Below are 13,396 nucleotides of genomic sequence, written 5' to 3'. Positions count from 1 at the left end.
GATTTTGGGGAGTTGGCCGACATCCGGTCACCCCCCGGCCGGGGGGTAATCGTTACGATGTGCGCAAGGTGTATCCGGGCGCGCCCTGGCGCTCCAGCCCTTTCGACATGCCTTCGCGCGGACCATGCACAGCCATTCCCTCCTGACCGATTCCTCCTGTCTCCAATCGGGGCGCTATGCCCTGGTGATCGACGACCACCCGCTGACGGCCATGGGCGTGTCCGAGTTCCTGAAACAATTCGGCCTGTCCGAAGTCCATGCCGTGGCCGATGCGGGCGAAGGCCTGCAGTGCATGGCCGCCAGGGGATCGCCGCATCTGGCCATCGTGGATTTCTGGCTGGGTGCCAGCGCAGGCACGGACGTGGTGCGCGAAATCCGCACGCTGGCGCCCGCCTGCCGCGTGCTCATGACCAGCGGCGACACGCATGGCGCGATTGCCCTGAAGGCACGCGCGGCCGGGGCCCATGGCTTTGTGCTCAAGTCGCAGCCGCCGCAGGTGCTGCAGCAGGCCGTGGCGGCCCTGCTGCGCGGCGAGACCTGGTTCCCCGCCGCCCCGCTGGCGCCGCAGCCGCCGGGCGGCGCCCATGCCATCCGCATGACGGCGGCCGAGCTGGGCCTCACCCCGCGCCAGGCCCAGGTGCTGGACCTGGTGCTGCGCGGCCTGCCCAATCCCAGCATTGCCCGGTTGCTGCACCTGTCGCCGCACACGGTCAAGGAGCATGTGGCAGGCGCCCTGCAGCGCCTGGGCGTGCACAGCCGCATCGACGCCATCACGCGCATGCAGGGCATTGCGCTGGAGCTGCCGCCCTCCGTACCGCCGACCGATACGGTTCAGGCGCCGGCCACGGCCAGCCTGCGCTGAAGCAGGGCCCGCAGCGCCAGCGGATCCACGGGCTTGCGCAGCAGCAGATAGCCCAGTTCCTGCGCCTGCTGCTCCAGCGCAGCGGAAGGGTCGCCGCTGAGCAGGGCGCCCGCCGCCTGCGGCGATTGCGCCAGCACGTTCTGCAGCAGCGCAAAGCCGTTCTCGCCATGGGCCAGCTGGTGGTCGCACAGCACGAAATCGGGATGCTGCCCCGCCGCCAGCCAGGCTTGCGCCTCGCGGCCCGCAGCCGCCACGTCCACGGTCAGCCCCCAGCCGCGCAGCAGGCCGGCCAGGGCCTGTGCCACCTGCACATCGTCATCGACCACCCAGCACCTGCCCTGCAGCAGGGGGCGGCCTGGCGGATTCGCGGCAGCCTCGGCCCCTGCCCCTGCCTGCGCCTGCGCGTGCCCCAGAGGCAGGTCCGCTTGCACGTTCAGGCTGGGCGACAGCTGCAGCCAGAAGCACGAACCCCGTCCCGGCGTGGACAGCAGACCATGCTCCACGCCCATGCGGCGCGCCGCTGCGGCCACCACGGCCAGGCCCAGGCCCTGGCTGCTCACGCCGGGCAGGTGCTCGGCCCCAGGCTGGGCCGCGCGCCGGGCCGCCTGGCCGGAACGCGCGCGAAAGTGCGGTGCGAAGACATGGGGCCGGTCTTCGGCCGCAATGCCCAGGCCGGTATCCCAGACCTCGATGCGCCAGCCCCCGCCGTGCACGCGGGCGGCCAGCAGCACGCCGCCGCGCTGGGTGTAGCGCAGGGCGTTGTGCAGCAGGTTGAACACCATCTGGCGCAGCAGGGCCTCGTCGGCACGCACCAGGCTATCCATGCCGCGCGCCACGCGCCAGCGCAGCACCAGCCCACGCTGGCGGGCCTCGGCCGCAAACAGGCGCGTGGCATCGCCCAGCAGAATGCGCAGGTCCATCACCTGGGCGCGCAGCTCCCAGGTGCCGTTCTCCAGCCGCGACAGGTCCAGCAGGTCGTTGCACATGGTGCCCAGCGACTGGGCACAGGCCTGGGCATCGTCAAGCACGCCTGCCAGCGCGCCGTCGGCATTGCGCTGGCGGGCGGTCTCCACCAGCAGGCCCAGGGCATGCAGGGGCTGGCGCAGGTCATGGCTGGCGGCCGACAGGAAGCGGCTCTTGGCCTCCAGCGCCTGTTCGGCCTGCTCCTTGGCCGCCAGGTAGCGCTCGGCCAGCAGCTGGCGGTCACGCTCCTGCGCCCATTGCTGCTGCATGAGCTGGCGCGCCCCCCAGGCATGGCGCGCGATGGTGGCGCCATACAGCATGAGCAGAGGCAGCAGGTACAGGCCCCTGTTCGGGAAGTACCAGACCACGGCCAGCAGCATGGCGCCGTACAGCACGCCGAAAAAGCGCTTGAACACGGCAGCCGCCGGCGCCAGGAAGGTGGCGGCCGAGGCCACGACGCCGCACAGCACCAGGTAGATGAAAAGCCGGAATTCATGGCCGCTGCCATGGGTCAGCGGTATGGCCAGCGCCCAGGAACCGGCGTTGAGCAAGGCCATGCGGCCCATCACGCGCTCCCAGCGCTGCAGCCGCGTTGGCAACTCGGCCGAGGGCACGGCAGCGCCCAGGTCCCGACGCAACTGGCGCCGCAAACCAACGAAGACGCAGGCCATGAGCGCCATGCCCAGCCACCACAGCAGCAGCGGCGCCTGGAAGGCACCCGTTTCGTGCCGCTGCAGCCAGACCACGATGCCGGGGATGATGAGGGCCGCCGCCTCGGACGAGCCCCGCGATGCGATGGACAGCAGCAGCCGCTGGCGCTGCTGCAGCTTCCACAGCGGCTCCGCAGGGCCGCCGTCGTGTTCAGAACTGGTCGCCATCCACGTAGAACCAGCGCCCGCCTTCGCGCACGAAGCGGCTGCGCTCATGCAGGCGCACGGCGCGGCCCGCCACGCGGTAGCGCGCGACGAATTCCACCTCGGCGCGGTCCTCGCCGGTGCTTCGGAAGTCCCTGACCGCCAGCCCCAGCCAGCGCGCCGAGGGCTCGAAGTCCAGCGTGGCGGGCCGCTGGCTGGCGTGCCAGGTGGCCAGCAGGTAGGCGGCGTCCTCACGCACGAAGGCGCTGTAGCGCGAGCGCATCAAGGCCTGGGCATCGGGTGCGGGGCAGTCGTCGAAATGGTCCAGGTAGCGGCCGCAGCAGGCATCAAAGGCCAGGGACCGGCCCTTGGCATCGTGCTGGCCACAGGGACAGGCCGGGGAGGTGGCGGCAGCGCTCATAGCGGCTGGCCCTGCGGAACTTGCGGAACCTGGGAGAGGACGGCGGGGGAGCAGGAGTGCATGTCAGTCACGGCCGCCTTGCTGCGACCGGGTTCTTGATGGAGGACAGGCGGGCCATGATACTGACCGCGGGCCTTCGGGCCTGTAAGGAGAGCCCATGTTTTCAATGTCGGTCCCGTGGTGGGAGTTCGTGGTGCGCGGCGTGGCCGTCTACCTGTTCTTGCTGGTGTTCCTTCGGCTGACGGGGCGGCGCCAGACGGGGCAGTACGCGCCCTTTGACCTGGTGCTGCTGCTCATCCTGTCGAATGCCGTTCAGAACTCCATGAATGCCGGGGACAACTCGCTGATCGGCGGCATGATCTCGGCTTCCACGCTGATCCTGTGCCATCTGCTGCTGTCCTGGCTGACTTTCCGTTTTCCCGCGCTGGAGCGGCTCATCGACGGCAAGGCCCAGGCCCTGATCACGGACGGCCACCTGAACAAGGATCTGATGCGCGAGGAACGCATCACGCGCGACGATATCGAGGCCGCGCTGCGTGCGGGCGGCTGCCTGCACCTCAGAGAGGTGGAGCGCGCCACGCTGGAGACCGACGGCAGCATCACCGTCGTCCTGCGCCGCCGCGACAGCGAGAACGACGGCGATCCGCCGGTCTGAGCCTAGTCGAGCTGCTCCAGGAAGCGCTCGATGGCCAGGTTCACGGGCTGCGGATGCGTGAGGTTGGCCGCATGGCCGGCCCCCGGCACCTCCACCCACTGCGCCCTGGGCAAGGCCTTGGCCATGGCGCGTGCACGGTCGAGCGTGATGGCGATGTCGTCCGTGCCATGGATGACCAGTGCCGGTACGTGGATGTCGGGCAGTCGCGGGCTGATGTCATCGCGCTGGGCCAGCGCCAGAAAGCTCTGCCCCAGGTTGATGGGCGTGGCCTTCTTCCATTTGGCGCGCCAGGCGGCCGCGCCGCTCCAGCCCTGGCCCAGGATGGTGCGCTCCACCGTGGCCGCCATGTCGTCGCTGAGGCCATGCTCCATCCAGGCGCGCAGCAACGCCTCGTGGTGGGGCATCTGCTCGGGGTCTTCCAGCATGGCCTGGGTGTCGATCAGCACCAGCGCGCGCACGATCTCGGGGTGGATGAGCGCGCAGCGCAGCGACAGGTAGCCGCCCTGCGACATGCCCACCAGCACCGCGCGCCCCACGCCCAGGTGCTCGAGCAGGGCGGCCAGGTCGTCGGCCGAGTCGTAGTAGTCGAAGGGAGCGCAATGCTCGGGGTCTGCCGTCTGGCCATGGCCACGCTCGTCCCAGCTGATGCAGCGATAGCGATCCTGCAGCGCCTGGACCTGGGGAGCGAACATGGTGTGGTCCATGAGCAGTCCATGCGAAAACACCAGGACCGGGCCGCGCCCGCCCGTGTCCTCGTAGTAAAGGTTCTGGCCGTTGACGGAAGCAATGGGCATGTCGGGATCTCCTGCGAAGGTGGTCACAAACCTGCCGGAGTCCGGTGCCCGCCTCTCCCGGGCGCCGTCCCGGCGACGCTCCATGCTAAGCCCTGCGGGTGACGGGGCCATCCGGCCCGACCCGCAGCATAGTGATGGGCCTCAGGCCAGGGCGCGCTGGATGAGAATTTTCTGCACGTCGCTCGTTCCCTCGTAGATCTGGCACACGCGCACGTCGCGGTAGATGCGCTCGACGGGAAAATCGTTGACCACGCCATAGCCGCCCAGGGTCTGGATGGCGGCGCTGCACACGCGCTCGGCCATTTCGCTGGCGAACAGCTTGGCCATGGCCGCTTCCTTCAGGCAGGGCAGGCCGGCATCGCGCAGGCTGGCCGCATGCCAGATCAGCTGGCGCGCGGCCTCGATCTGCGTGGCGCAGTCGGCCAGGCGAAAGCCCACGGCCTGGTGGTTGAAGATGGGCTGGCCGAAGCTCTCGCGCTCCTTGGAGTACTGCAGCGCGCAATCGAAGGCCGAACGCGCCATGCCCACGCTTTGCGCGGCAATGCCGATGCGCCCGCCCTCCAGCGCCGACAGCGCAATCTTGTAGCCCTCGCCCTCGGCACCGATGAGGTTGGCGGCGGGGATGCGGCAGCCCTCGAACTGGATCTGGGCCGTGTCCGAGCTGTGCTGGCCCAGCTTGTCCTCCAGCCGCAGCACCTGGTAGCCGGGCGCGGAGGTGGGCACGATGAAGGCGCTCATGCCGCGCTTGCCGGCCGCCTTGTCGGTGACGGCGATGACGATGGCCACGTCGCCGTTCTTGCCGCTGGTGATGAACTGCTTGACGCCGTTGATCACGTAGTCGTTGCCGTCGCGGGTGGCCGTGGTGCGCAGCGCCGAGGCGTCCGAGCCCACATGCGGCTCGGTCAGGCAGAAGGCGCCCAGCATCTCGCCGCGCGCCAGCGGCGCCAGCCATTGCTGCTTTTGCGCCTCGCTGCCGTAGCGCATGAGGATGGCGTTGACGGGGCAGTTGGTGACGCTGATCACCGTGCTGGTGCCGCCGTCGCCGGCTGCGATTTCCTCCAGCACCAGGGCCAGGCTCAGGTAGTCAAGGCCGGCGCCGCCGTATTCCTCGGGCACGCAGATGCCGTAGGCACCCAGCGCCGCCAGGCCCTGGTGCACGTTCTTGGGAAAGTGGTGCTCCTTGTCCCAGCGTGCGGCATGGGGCGTGATTTCGGTGCGCACGAAGTCGCGCACCGCGTCACGGATCATTTCCTGGTCTGCGTTGAGCAGCATGTCTTGTCTCCTGATTCCTTGTTTCGTTGTTCGTTGTCCTGGCCGCAGCTACCAGGCGATGCGCTGTCCGTCGTGGCGCAGCATGCGGCCCCGATCAGCCGGCGTGACGCCGGCCAGGGTGCGGACCAGACCCTGCACGCTTTGCTCCACGGTGAAGGTGGCGGACTCGCCGCCCATGTCGGTCTGCACCCAGCCCGGGTCCAGCGCGACCACGGTGGCGCCGGGCCATTGCGGCTGGGCGCTGGCCACGACCATGTTGAGCGCGGCCTTGCTGACGCGGTAGAGCCAGGCGTCGGATTCGGCGCCGGCCAGCAGCGACATCTCGCTGGAGAACAGGCCGAACACGCCGCCCGCCGCCTCGACCATCGGCGCCACCTGGGGCAGCACCTGCATGGCGCCCAGCACATTGGTGTGCATGACGCGGTCGAACTGCTCGCGCGTGGGCGGCGTGGCCGAGCTGTGGGCATCCCACACTCCGGCCACGTACAGCGCCAGCTCGATCTTCTCGCCATCGAGCTGCCAGGCCAGGCCGCTGACGCTGGCCGGGTCGGCCACATCCACCAGCAGCACCTTGGCGCCCGTGGCTTCGACGCGCTCGCGATCGGCCTCGCTGCGCACCGTGGCGACCACGCTGCGGTCCTGGGCCGCATAGGCCTCTACCAAGGCAAAACCGAGCCCGCGCGAGGCTCCCAACACCAGAGTGACTGCCATGTCTTTCGACCTTTCAAATGGAATGCGGTCAGCGGCCCTGCTCGCCCGCGATCTGTTTTTCGTAGCGCTCGACCATGGCCTCCTGCGTCTCGGTGGGCGCAGGCAGGCCGATCTGCTGGTGGACCATCTGGTTCACCGACGGCATGACGTTGCGCGGCACCTGGGACTCGGGCTTCCAGAGCCGGGCGCGCATGAGGGCCTTGGCGCAGTGCAGATAGGCCTCCTGCACCTGGATCTCCAGAACGATCTTGGGCCGGAAGCCTTCGTTGGCGAACAGCGCCGTGTAGTGGGCCTCGTCACGCAGCCTGGCCACGCCGTTGACGCGCAGCGTCTCGTCGAAGCCCGGCACCATGAACAGCAGGCCGATGCGCGGATCGGCGATCAGGTTGCTGAAGCTGTCCAGGCGGTTGTTGCCGCCCGAGTCGGGGATCAGCAGCGTCTGGTTGTCGGGCGCCTTGATGAAGCCCGGCTTTCCGCCGCGCGGCGAGGCATCCATCAGCGAGCCCGCCGCGCCCCCCGTGGCCACGATGCACAGCGGCGACAGCGCGATGAAGCGCAGGCAATGCCGGTCCAGGTCCACCTGCTGCTTGAGCAAGGCCCTTTCGGCCGGCATGGCATACAGGCTGCGCAACTGTTCTTCGCTGGTGATCATGGTCGAGAGGTCAAAGTAATAGCGGATCGGCCGATCCAAGTCTAGCTCTCTGGACGTCTGTGGCGCTGCCCATAAAACTGGCGCAATGCAAATCAGAGACACCGAGGAAGGGCCTACGCCGGCCGCGCCGCCCCGCACCGAGGGTGTCGTCCCCCTTTCAGGGGGAGGGCGCGCAGCGCCTCAGGGGGTGACCATTTCTATCGCCATGGCTGTTCCTTCGCCGCCGCCTATGCACAGCGTGGCCAGGCCGCGCTTGCCGCCACGCGCCTGCAGGGCGTGCAGCAGCGTGACCAGGATGCGCGCACCGCTGGCGCCGATGGGGTGGCCCAGCGCGCAGGCGCCGCCGTTGACGTTGACCTTGTCGCGCGGCACGCCCAGTTCGGCCATCAGGGCCATGGGCACGACGGCAAAGGCTTCGTTGACTTCCCACAGGTCCACATCCGCCGCCGTCCAGCCGGCCTTCTTGAGGGCCTTCTGCGTGGCGCCCACGGGGGCCGTGGTGAACCATTCGGGCTCCTGGGCATGCGTGGCATGGGCGACGATGCGCGCCAGCGGCTTGCAGCCCAGCTCCTTGGCCGTGGACTCGCGCATCAGCACCAGGGCGGCGGCGCCGTCGTTGATGCTGGAGCTCGATGCCGCCGTGATCGTGCCGTCCTTCTTGAAGGCGGGCTTGAGGCTGGCGATCTTGTCCAGCTTGGCCTTGGCCGGGCCTTCGTCGATGCTGACCGTGACATCGCCCTTGCGCGTGGAGACGGTGACGGGCGTGATCTCGGCCGCGAAGGCGCCGCTTTCCGTGGCGGCCTGGGCGCGCTTGACGCTTTCGATGGCGTAGGCGTCCTGCTGCTCGCGCGTGAAGTGGTATTTGGCGGCGCAATCCTCGCCAAAGGTGCCCATGGAGCGGCCCGGCTCGTAGGCGTCCTCCAGACCGTCGAGCATCATGTGGTCATAGACCTTGTCGTGGCCCATGCGGTAGCCGCCACGGCCCTTCTTGAGCAGGTAGGGCGCATTGGTCATGCTCTCCATGCCGCCGGAGACCACCACATCGCGGCTGCCCGCCACCAGCTGGTCATGGGCCAGGATGGTGGCCTCCATGCCGGCGCCGCACATCTTGGACAGGGTCACGGCGCCCGTGCTGCGCGGCAGGCCGCCCTTGAAGCCTGCCTGGCGCGCAGGCGCCTGTCCCTGGCCCGCCATCAGGCAGTTGCCGAACAGCACTTCGTCCACCTTCTCCGGCGCCACGCCGGCACGCTGCACGGCGGCCTTGATGGCGGCGCCGCCCAGATCGTGGGCCGCGAGATCGGCGAAGTCGCCCTGGAATGCGCCCATGGGGGTGCGGGCTGCGCCGACGATGACGATGGGGTCTTGCATGCTTATCTCCTGGATGTGGTGATGGTGAGGGGAAAACAAACGGGTCAGGCCAGCCAGCGGCTGCGCTCGTAGGGATAGACGTCGTGCACGTGGCCTTCGCGGATGCGCTGCTGGTGCCCCTGCCAGAAGGCGGGATCGAGCAGGTCGGCATGGTGGCGCATGAAAACTTCGCGCACGGCCGGATTGCCCAGCAAAAAGGGCGCGAAGGTTTCCGGGAACACATCGCGCGGGCCCACGGGATACCAGACCTCGCCGCTGAGCTCGTCTTCCTCGTTGCGCGGCGCAGGCACCTGGCGGAAATGGCAGTCGGTCAGGTATTCGATCTCGTCGTAGTCGTAGAACACCACCTTGCCGCCGCGCGTGATGCCGAAGTTCTTCCACAGCATGTCGCCCGGGAAGATGTTGGCGGCCACCAGGTCCTTGATGGCATTTCCGTATTCGATCACGGCGCTCTCCAGCCGCTGCCGCGGTCCCGGCAGGTCCAGCCCGTCATCGAAGCACTCCTGCAGCAGCAGGTTCAGCGGCACCATGCGCCGCTCTATGTAGAGGTGGGAGATGATGACCTCCTGCCGGCCATCGCCGTCGCGGTCGCTGATCTCGACCTGGCTGGGCGCGTGCTCCAGGATCTCGGCGATCAGCGCCTCCGAGAAGCGCTCGCGCGGGAAGGCCACCAGGCTGTACTCCAGCGTGTCGGCCATGCGCCCCACGCGGTCGTGCTGCTTGACCAGGCGGTACTTGGCCTTGACCTGCTCGCGGGTGATCTCCTTGGGCGCGGCGAACCGGTCCTTGATGAGCTTGAACACATAGGGAAAGCTGGGCAGGTCGAACACCAGCATGACCATGCCCTTGATGCCGGGTGCGATGCGGAACTGGTCGCGCGAATGGCGCAGGTGGTGCAGGAAGTCGCGGTAGAACAGCGTCTTGCCCTGCTTGGCCAGGCCCAGGGCGTTGTACAGCTCGGCGCGCGGCTTGCGCGGCATGAGGCTGCGCAGGAACTGCACGTAGGCGCTGGGCACGTCGGTATCGACCATGAAGTAGGCACGCGCAAAGCTGAAGAGGCCGTGCAGGTCCTTCTCGCCGAACAGGGCCGCATGCAGCACCAGCCGGCCGTTGTCCCCATGCAGGATGGGCACGGCCCAGGACAGCTCGGCAAAGCCGTTGATGATCTTGCCGACGATGTAGGCGCCTTTGTTGCGGAAAAACAGGCTGGACAGCACCTGGATCTGGAAGTTGGCGTACAGGCGCATGGCCTGCAGCTGGGGCTCCAGGCGCTCGGCCAGGCGGGCGATGTCGCGCTCCAGGTCTTCAAAGGGGCGCTGCAGCGCGAACTGCTCCACGACTTCGCGCAGCGTCTGCGACAGTGTCTCGCGCGTGGGATAGAAGGCTAGGTAGGCCGGGCGTGCGGCCGGCTCCTGGTTCTCTATGTATTCCGTACTGACGGCCGGCCGCACGAAGATGAAGTCGTTGTGGAAGTGCGTACGGTGCAGGATCTTGGTGGTGACCGAGTTGAAGAAGGTCTCGGCCAGCTCCGGCTGCAGGTGGTTGACCATGAGCCCGATGTAGTGGCGCTTGATCTGCTGCCAGACCGGCATGGGCTGGGCGCCGGCCGCAAATTCCTTTTCAAGCCGGCGCACGCATTCGCGCACGCGCAGGTCGTAGAACTCGATGCGCTCGCGCTGCGCGCGCTGCTGGCCCAGCCAGTCGGCCGTCTCGAAGCGGTGCTTGGCGCGGGCCGATTCGGCGCGGAACAGGCGGTAATGGCGGTTGAAGCCATCCATCATCGCCCGCGCGATGTCATGGGCAAGCAGGGTGTCCTGGGCAGGCATCGGCATGAAGTCTCCCGGGGTCCCGCCTGCCATGGCCGCTCAGTCGCGCTGGCGGCTGGCGACCAGCTCGACAGCCTCGGCATGGATGTTGGCGATGCCGCCGACACCGGGCACGGTCATCTGCAGATTGGTGATCAGGCCGTCCTTCAGGCCATAGCACCAGCCGTGCAGCGTGACCTTCTGGCCGCGCGCCCAGGCATCCTGCATCACCGTGCTCTGCGCCACATTGATCACTTGCTCGATGGCATTGAGCTCGCACAGCGCGTCATGGCGCCATTGCGGCGACAGGCTGGCCAGCAGCGCCTGGTGCTTGTCGCGCACGTCCTTCACGTGGCGGATCCAGTTGTCGGCCAGGCCCACGCGCACATCCTCCAGTGCCGCCAGCACGCCGCCGCAGCCATAGTGGCCGACGACCATCAGGTGCTCGACCTTGAGCTGGTCCACCGCGTACTGGATGGTGGACAGGCAGTTCAGGTCGCTGGGCACGACCACGTTGGCCACGTTGCGGTGCACGAACACCTCGCCGGGCTCCAGGCCCGTGATCTGGTTCGCGGGCACGCGGCTGTCGGAACAGCCGATCCACATGTAGCGGGGTTTTTGCTGCGCCATCAGCCCAGTGAAGAAACCGGGCCGGTCACGCTCCACCTGCTGGGCCCATTCGCGGTTGTGGACAAACAGCTCTTCGATGGAGGTTGTGCTCATAAACAATCCTTTTGTTGGGGTCAAACTCAAGAACGGCGCAGCAGGCAGGCGAAAGATCAGCAGGTCTCTGCGAACAGCTCGCGGCCGATCAGCATGCGACGGATCTCGCTGGTGCCGGCGCCGATCTCATAGAGTTTCGCATCCCGCCAGAGGCGACCCAGTGGGTATTCGTTGATATACCCATTACCCCCATAGATTTGAACGCCTTCGCCGGCCATCCATGTCGCCTTCTCGGCGCACCACAGGATGACGCTGGCGCAATCCTTGCGAACTTGGCGAACATGCTCGGTTCCCAGCAGATCGAGGTTTTTGGCGACCGTATAGGCAAAGGAGCGGCCCGCTTGCAGCACGGTGTACATGTCCGCCACCTTGCCCTGGATGAGCTGGAACTCGCCGATGCTCTGGCCGAACTGCTTGCGGTCATGGATGTAGGGCACTACGTTGTCCATCACCGACTGCATGATGCCCAGCGGCCCGCCCGTCAGCACGGCGCGCTCATAGTCCAGGCCGCTCATCAGCACCTTGGCGCCGTTGTTCAAGCCGCCCAGCACGTTCTCGGCCGGCACCTCGACGTTCTCGAACACCAGCTCGCCCGTGTGGCTGCCACGCATGCCCAGCTTGTCCAGCTTCTGGGCAATGGAAAAGCCCTTCATGCCCTTCTCGATCAGGAAGGCAGTCACGCCGCGGGCGTTCAGCTCGGGCTCGGTCTTGGCGTAGACCACCAGGGTGTCGGCATCGGGACCATTGGTGATCCACATCTTGGTGCCGTTGAGCAGGAAGTAGCCGCCCTTGTCCTCGGCCTTGAGCTTCATGCTGATCACGTCCGAGCCGGCGCCGGGCTCGCTCATGGCCAGCGCGCCCACATGCTCGCCGCTGATCAGCTTGGGCAGGTACTTGGCCTTTTGCGCTTCATTGCCGTTGCGGTTGATCTGGTTCACGCAGAGATTGCTATGCGCGCCGTAGGACAGGCCCACCGATGCGCTGGCACGCGAGATTTCCTCCATCGCCACCATGTGGGCCAGGTAGCCCATGTCGGCACCGCCGTACTGCTCGGACACGGTGATGCCCAGCACGCCCAGGTCGCCGAACTTGCGCCACAGGTCCATGGGGAACTGGTCGTCGCGGTCGATCTCGCCGGCGCGCGGTGCAATCTCGGCCTGTGCGAACTCGCGCACGGCATCGCGCAGCGCGTCGATGTCCTCGCCCAGTTGGAAGTTCAGGCCCGGCAGGTTGGAAAGGCTCATCTCATGTCTCCTGTGGAAATTGGGGGAAAGAACGCCGCCCGGCTCAATCGGCCAGATCGCGGCCCTGCACGCACATCAGCGTGCAGCCCATGGTGGCAATCAGCTTCTCGCGGCCTCCGTCGATGGCGTAGGCGCGCCCTTCGGTCACGGTGATGGTGCGGCCCGGCTTGAGCACACGGCCTTCCATGCGAAAGCGCTGGCCCTTGGCAGGGGCCAGCAAGTTGATCTTGAATTCAATGGTGAGCACGGCAGCATCGGCCGGCATCAGGGTCAGCCCTGCGTAGCCGCAGGCGGAATCCAGCGCCGTGGAAACCATGCCGGCATGCAAAAAGCCATGCTGCTGCGTCAGCCCGGGCGCCCAGTCCAGGCAGACATCGACGGCACCGGGCTCCAGCAAGGACAGCTCGGCGCCCAGGGTGTGCATCGCGCCCTGGCGTGCAAAACTGTCTTGCACACGGCGGGCAAAGTCGCTGTTGGCAGGTTCCAGGCGGAGCACGGTCAAGGCAAGCCTCACAAATTACGTTTACGTAAACGTCAATTATGAAGCATTTTTCCCATCCAGGTGTTTCAACAAAGTGCGGGCCTCGGATTCCTGCTCTCGCACCTCGGCCAGGTTGGCCTGCAGATCGGCCAGGCGGTCCTCGAGCTGGCGGCGGTGCACAGCCAGCACCTCCAGGAATTTGCGCAGTTGCACGCCCGTGTCACGGGGGCTGTCGTAGAGATCGATGATCTCCTTGGCTTCGTTCAGAGACAGTCCCAGCCGCTTGGCCCGCAAGGTCAGGCGAAGACGTGTGCGATCACGCGCGCTGTAGACGCGATTGCGTCCGCCAGGCCCGGCACGCTCGGGCTCAAGCAGGCCCATGTCCTCATAGAAGCGGATGGCCCGGGTCGTGAGATCGAACTCCTTGGCAAGATCGCTGATGGTGTAGGTGGTCGACATGGCTGGAGAGTCCGCCGGCATCCACAGCCGGCGGCCATGGGAATGCGACGTTGACGTTAACGTCAATGCTAGCGGAATTGTCCGCAGGAAACTGCGCCGGATGTTGCATCCGGGTGCGACGAAGAAGCCTGG

General features: G+C 67.3%; 14 protein-coding genes. 2 read left to right on the top strand and 12 right to left on the bottom strand.

All coding sequences use genetic code 11. The features are described 5' to 3' along the window. Positions 1 to 124: 124 nt before the first annotated feature. Positions 125 to 862 carry a response regulator gene (locus tag DTS01S_RS19845; protein WP_016450025.1) on the top strand — a complete coding sequence of 246 codons (738 nt, stop codon included), beginning with the start codon at positions 125 to 127 and terminating at the stop codon, positions 860 to 862. Here the strand turns inward: DTS01S_RS19845 and DTS01S_RS19840 are convergent. Both DTS01S_RS19840 and DTS01S_RS19835 read right to left on the bottom strand, forming a co-directional pair. Then, positions 832 to 2,703, bottom strand: a complete 1,872-nt coding sequence (locus DTS01S_RS19840; protein WP_061288574.1) for an ATP-binding response regulator — start codon at positions 2,701 to 2,703, stop codon at positions 832 to 834. The genes DTS01S_RS19845 and DTS01S_RS19840 overlap by 31 nt on opposite strands. After that, complete coding sequence (locus tag DTS01S_RS19835; RefSeq protein ID WP_043790439.1) at positions 2,687 to 3,100, bottom strand: YchJ family protein; 414 nt, start codon at positions 3,098 to 3,100, stop codon at positions 2,687 to 2,689. Before DTS01S_RS19835 ends, DTS01S_RS19840 begins: the two co-directional genes overlap by 17 nt. Before the next feature lie 157 nt (positions 3,101 to 3,257). Between DTS01S_RS19835 and DTS01S_RS19830 the strand changes: the two genes are divergently transcribed. Further along, positions 3,258 to 3,755, top strand: coding sequence for a DUF421 domain-containing protein (locus DTS01S_RS19830; RefSeq protein ID WP_016450022.1), 498 nt, complete (start codon positions 3,258 to 3,260; stop codon positions 3,753 to 3,755). Positions 3,756 to 3,757: 2 nt separating this feature from the next. On the opposite strand, the gene DTS01S_RS19825 is transcribed toward DTS01S_RS19830, so the two are convergent. The 10 genes from DTS01S_RS19825 to DTS01S_RS19780 form a co-directional block, all read right to left on the bottom strand. After that, positions 3,758 to 4,549: an alpha/beta fold hydrolase gene (locus tag DTS01S_RS19825; protein ID WP_061288572.1), complete on the bottom strand. Its 792-nt coding sequence runs from the start codon at positions 4,547 to 4,549 to the stop codon at positions 3,758 to 3,760. Between the two features lie 141 nt (positions 4,550 to 4,690). Further along, positions 4,691 to 5,821, bottom strand: coding sequence for an acyl-CoA dehydrogenase family protein (locus DTS01S_RS19820; RefSeq protein ID WP_016452797.1), 1,131 nt, complete (start codon positions 5,819 to 5,821; stop codon positions 4,691 to 4,693). 48 nt (positions 5,822 to 5,869) lie between these two features. Next, positions 5,870 to 6,532, bottom strand: a complete 663-nt coding sequence (locus DTS01S_RS19815; protein ID WP_061288570.1) for an SDR family oxidoreductase — start codon at positions 6,530 to 6,532, stop codon at positions 5,870 to 5,872. A 28-nt stretch (positions 6,533 to 6,560) separates the two neighbouring features. Beyond that, entirely contained in the window at positions 6,561 to 7,184 is a 624-nt protein-coding gene (locus tag DTS01S_RS19810; RefSeq protein ID WP_016450018.1) for a pyridoxamine 5'-phosphate oxidase family protein, read from the bottom strand. A gap of 180 nt (positions 7,185 to 7,364) precedes the next feature. Next, positions 7,365 to 8,552, bottom strand: a complete 1,188-nt coding sequence (locus DTS01S_RS19805; RefSeq protein ID WP_016450017.1) for an acetyl-CoA C-acyltransferase — start codon at positions 8,550 to 8,552, stop codon at positions 7,365 to 7,367. A gap of 44 nt (positions 8,553 to 8,596) precedes the next feature. Beyond that, entirely contained in the window at positions 8,597 to 10,384 is a 1,788-nt protein-coding gene (aceK, locus tag DTS01S_RS19800; protein WP_046240056.1) for a bifunctional isocitrate dehydrogenase kinase/phosphatase, read from the bottom strand. 33 nt (positions 10,385 to 10,417) lie between these two features. Continuing rightward, complete coding sequence (gene can, locus DTS01S_RS19795; protein WP_016450015.1) at positions 10,418 to 11,080, bottom strand: carbonate dehydratase; 663 nt, start codon at positions 11,078 to 11,080, stop codon at positions 10,418 to 10,420. Between the two features lie 56 nt (positions 11,081 to 11,136). Continuing rightward, complete coding sequence (locus DTS01S_RS19790) at positions 11,137 to 12,324, bottom strand: isovaleryl-CoA dehydrogenase (RefSeq protein WP_013800381.1); 1,188 nt, start codon at positions 12,322 to 12,324, stop codon at positions 11,137 to 11,139. 43 nt (positions 12,325 to 12,367) lie between these two features. Beyond that, on the bottom strand, positions 12,368 to 12,826 hold the full coding sequence (locus DTS01S_RS19785; protein WP_017407823.1) for a PaaI family thioesterase: 459 nt from the start codon (positions 12,824 to 12,826) through the stop codon (positions 12,368 to 12,370). A gap of 36 nt (positions 12,827 to 12,862) precedes the next feature. Then, on the bottom strand, positions 12,863 to 13,264 hold the full coding sequence (locus DTS01S_RS19780; protein WP_013800379.1) for a MerR family transcriptional regulator: 402 nt from the start codon (positions 13,262 to 13,264) through the stop codon (positions 12,863 to 12,865). Between the last annotated feature and the right edge of the window lie 132 nt (positions 13,265 to 13,396).

Origin of the sequence: Delftia tsuruhatensis NBRC 16741 (assembly GCF_001571325.1) — a bacterium.
Lineage (GTDB): Bacteria > Pseudomonadota > Gammaproteobacteria > Burkholderiales > Burkholderiaceae_C > Comamonas > Comamonas tsuruhatensis.
Note: the sequence above shows the minus strand (reverse complement) of the source record. Positions and strands in the feature narration are given on the sequence as shown.

Bases quoted from the DNA above. Each gene is read 5' to 3' on its own strand.
- DTS01S_RS19845 (WP_016450025.1), top strand. From the start codon at position 125: ATGCACAGCCATTCCCTCCTGACCGATTCCTCCTGTCTCCAATCGGGG.
- DTS01S_RS19840 (WP_061288574.1), bottom strand. From the start codon at position 2,703: ATGGCGACCAGTTCTGAACACGACGGCGGCCCTGCGGAGCCGCTGTGG.
- DTS01S_RS19835 (WP_043790439.1), bottom strand. From the start codon at position 3,100: ATGAGCGCTGCCGCCACCTCCCCGGCCTGTCCCTGTGGCCAGCACGAT.
- DTS01S_RS19830 (WP_016450022.1), top strand. From the start codon at position 3,258: ATGTTTTCAATGTCGGTCCCGTGGTGGGAGTTCGTGGTGCGCGGCGTG.
- DTS01S_RS19825 (WP_061288572.1), bottom strand. From the start codon at position 4,549: ATGCCCATTGCTTCCGTCAACGGCCAGAACCTTTACTACGAGGACACG.
- DTS01S_RS19820 (WP_016452797.1), bottom strand. From the start codon at position 5,821: ATGCTGCTCAACGCAGACCAGGAAATGATCCGTGACGCGGTGCGCGAC.
- DTS01S_RS19815 (WP_061288570.1), bottom strand. From the start codon at position 6,532: ATGGCAGTCACTCTGGTGTTGGGAGCCTCGCGCGGGCTCGGTTTTGCC.
- DTS01S_RS19810 (WP_016450018.1), bottom strand. From the start codon at position 7,184: ATGATCACCAGCGAAGAACAGTTGCGCAGCCTGTATGCCATGCCGGCC.
- DTS01S_RS19805 (WP_016450017.1), bottom strand. From the start codon at position 8,552: ATGCAAGACCCCATCGTCATCGTCGGCGCAGCCCGCACCCCCATGGGC.
- aceK (WP_046240056.1), bottom strand. From the start codon at position 10,384: ATGCCGATGCCTGCCCAGGACACCCTGCTTGCCCATGACATCGCGCGG.
- can (WP_016450015.1), bottom strand. From the start codon at position 11,080: ATGAGCACAACCTCCATCGAAGAGCTGTTTGTCCACAACCGCGAATGG.
- DTS01S_RS19790 (WP_013800381.1), bottom strand. From the start codon at position 12,324: ATGAGCCTTTCCAACCTGCCGGGCCTGAACTTCCAACTGGGCGAGGAC.
- DTS01S_RS19780 (WP_013800379.1), bottom strand. From the start codon at position 13,264: ATGTCGACCACCTACACCATCAGCGATCTTGCCAAGGAGTTCGATCTC.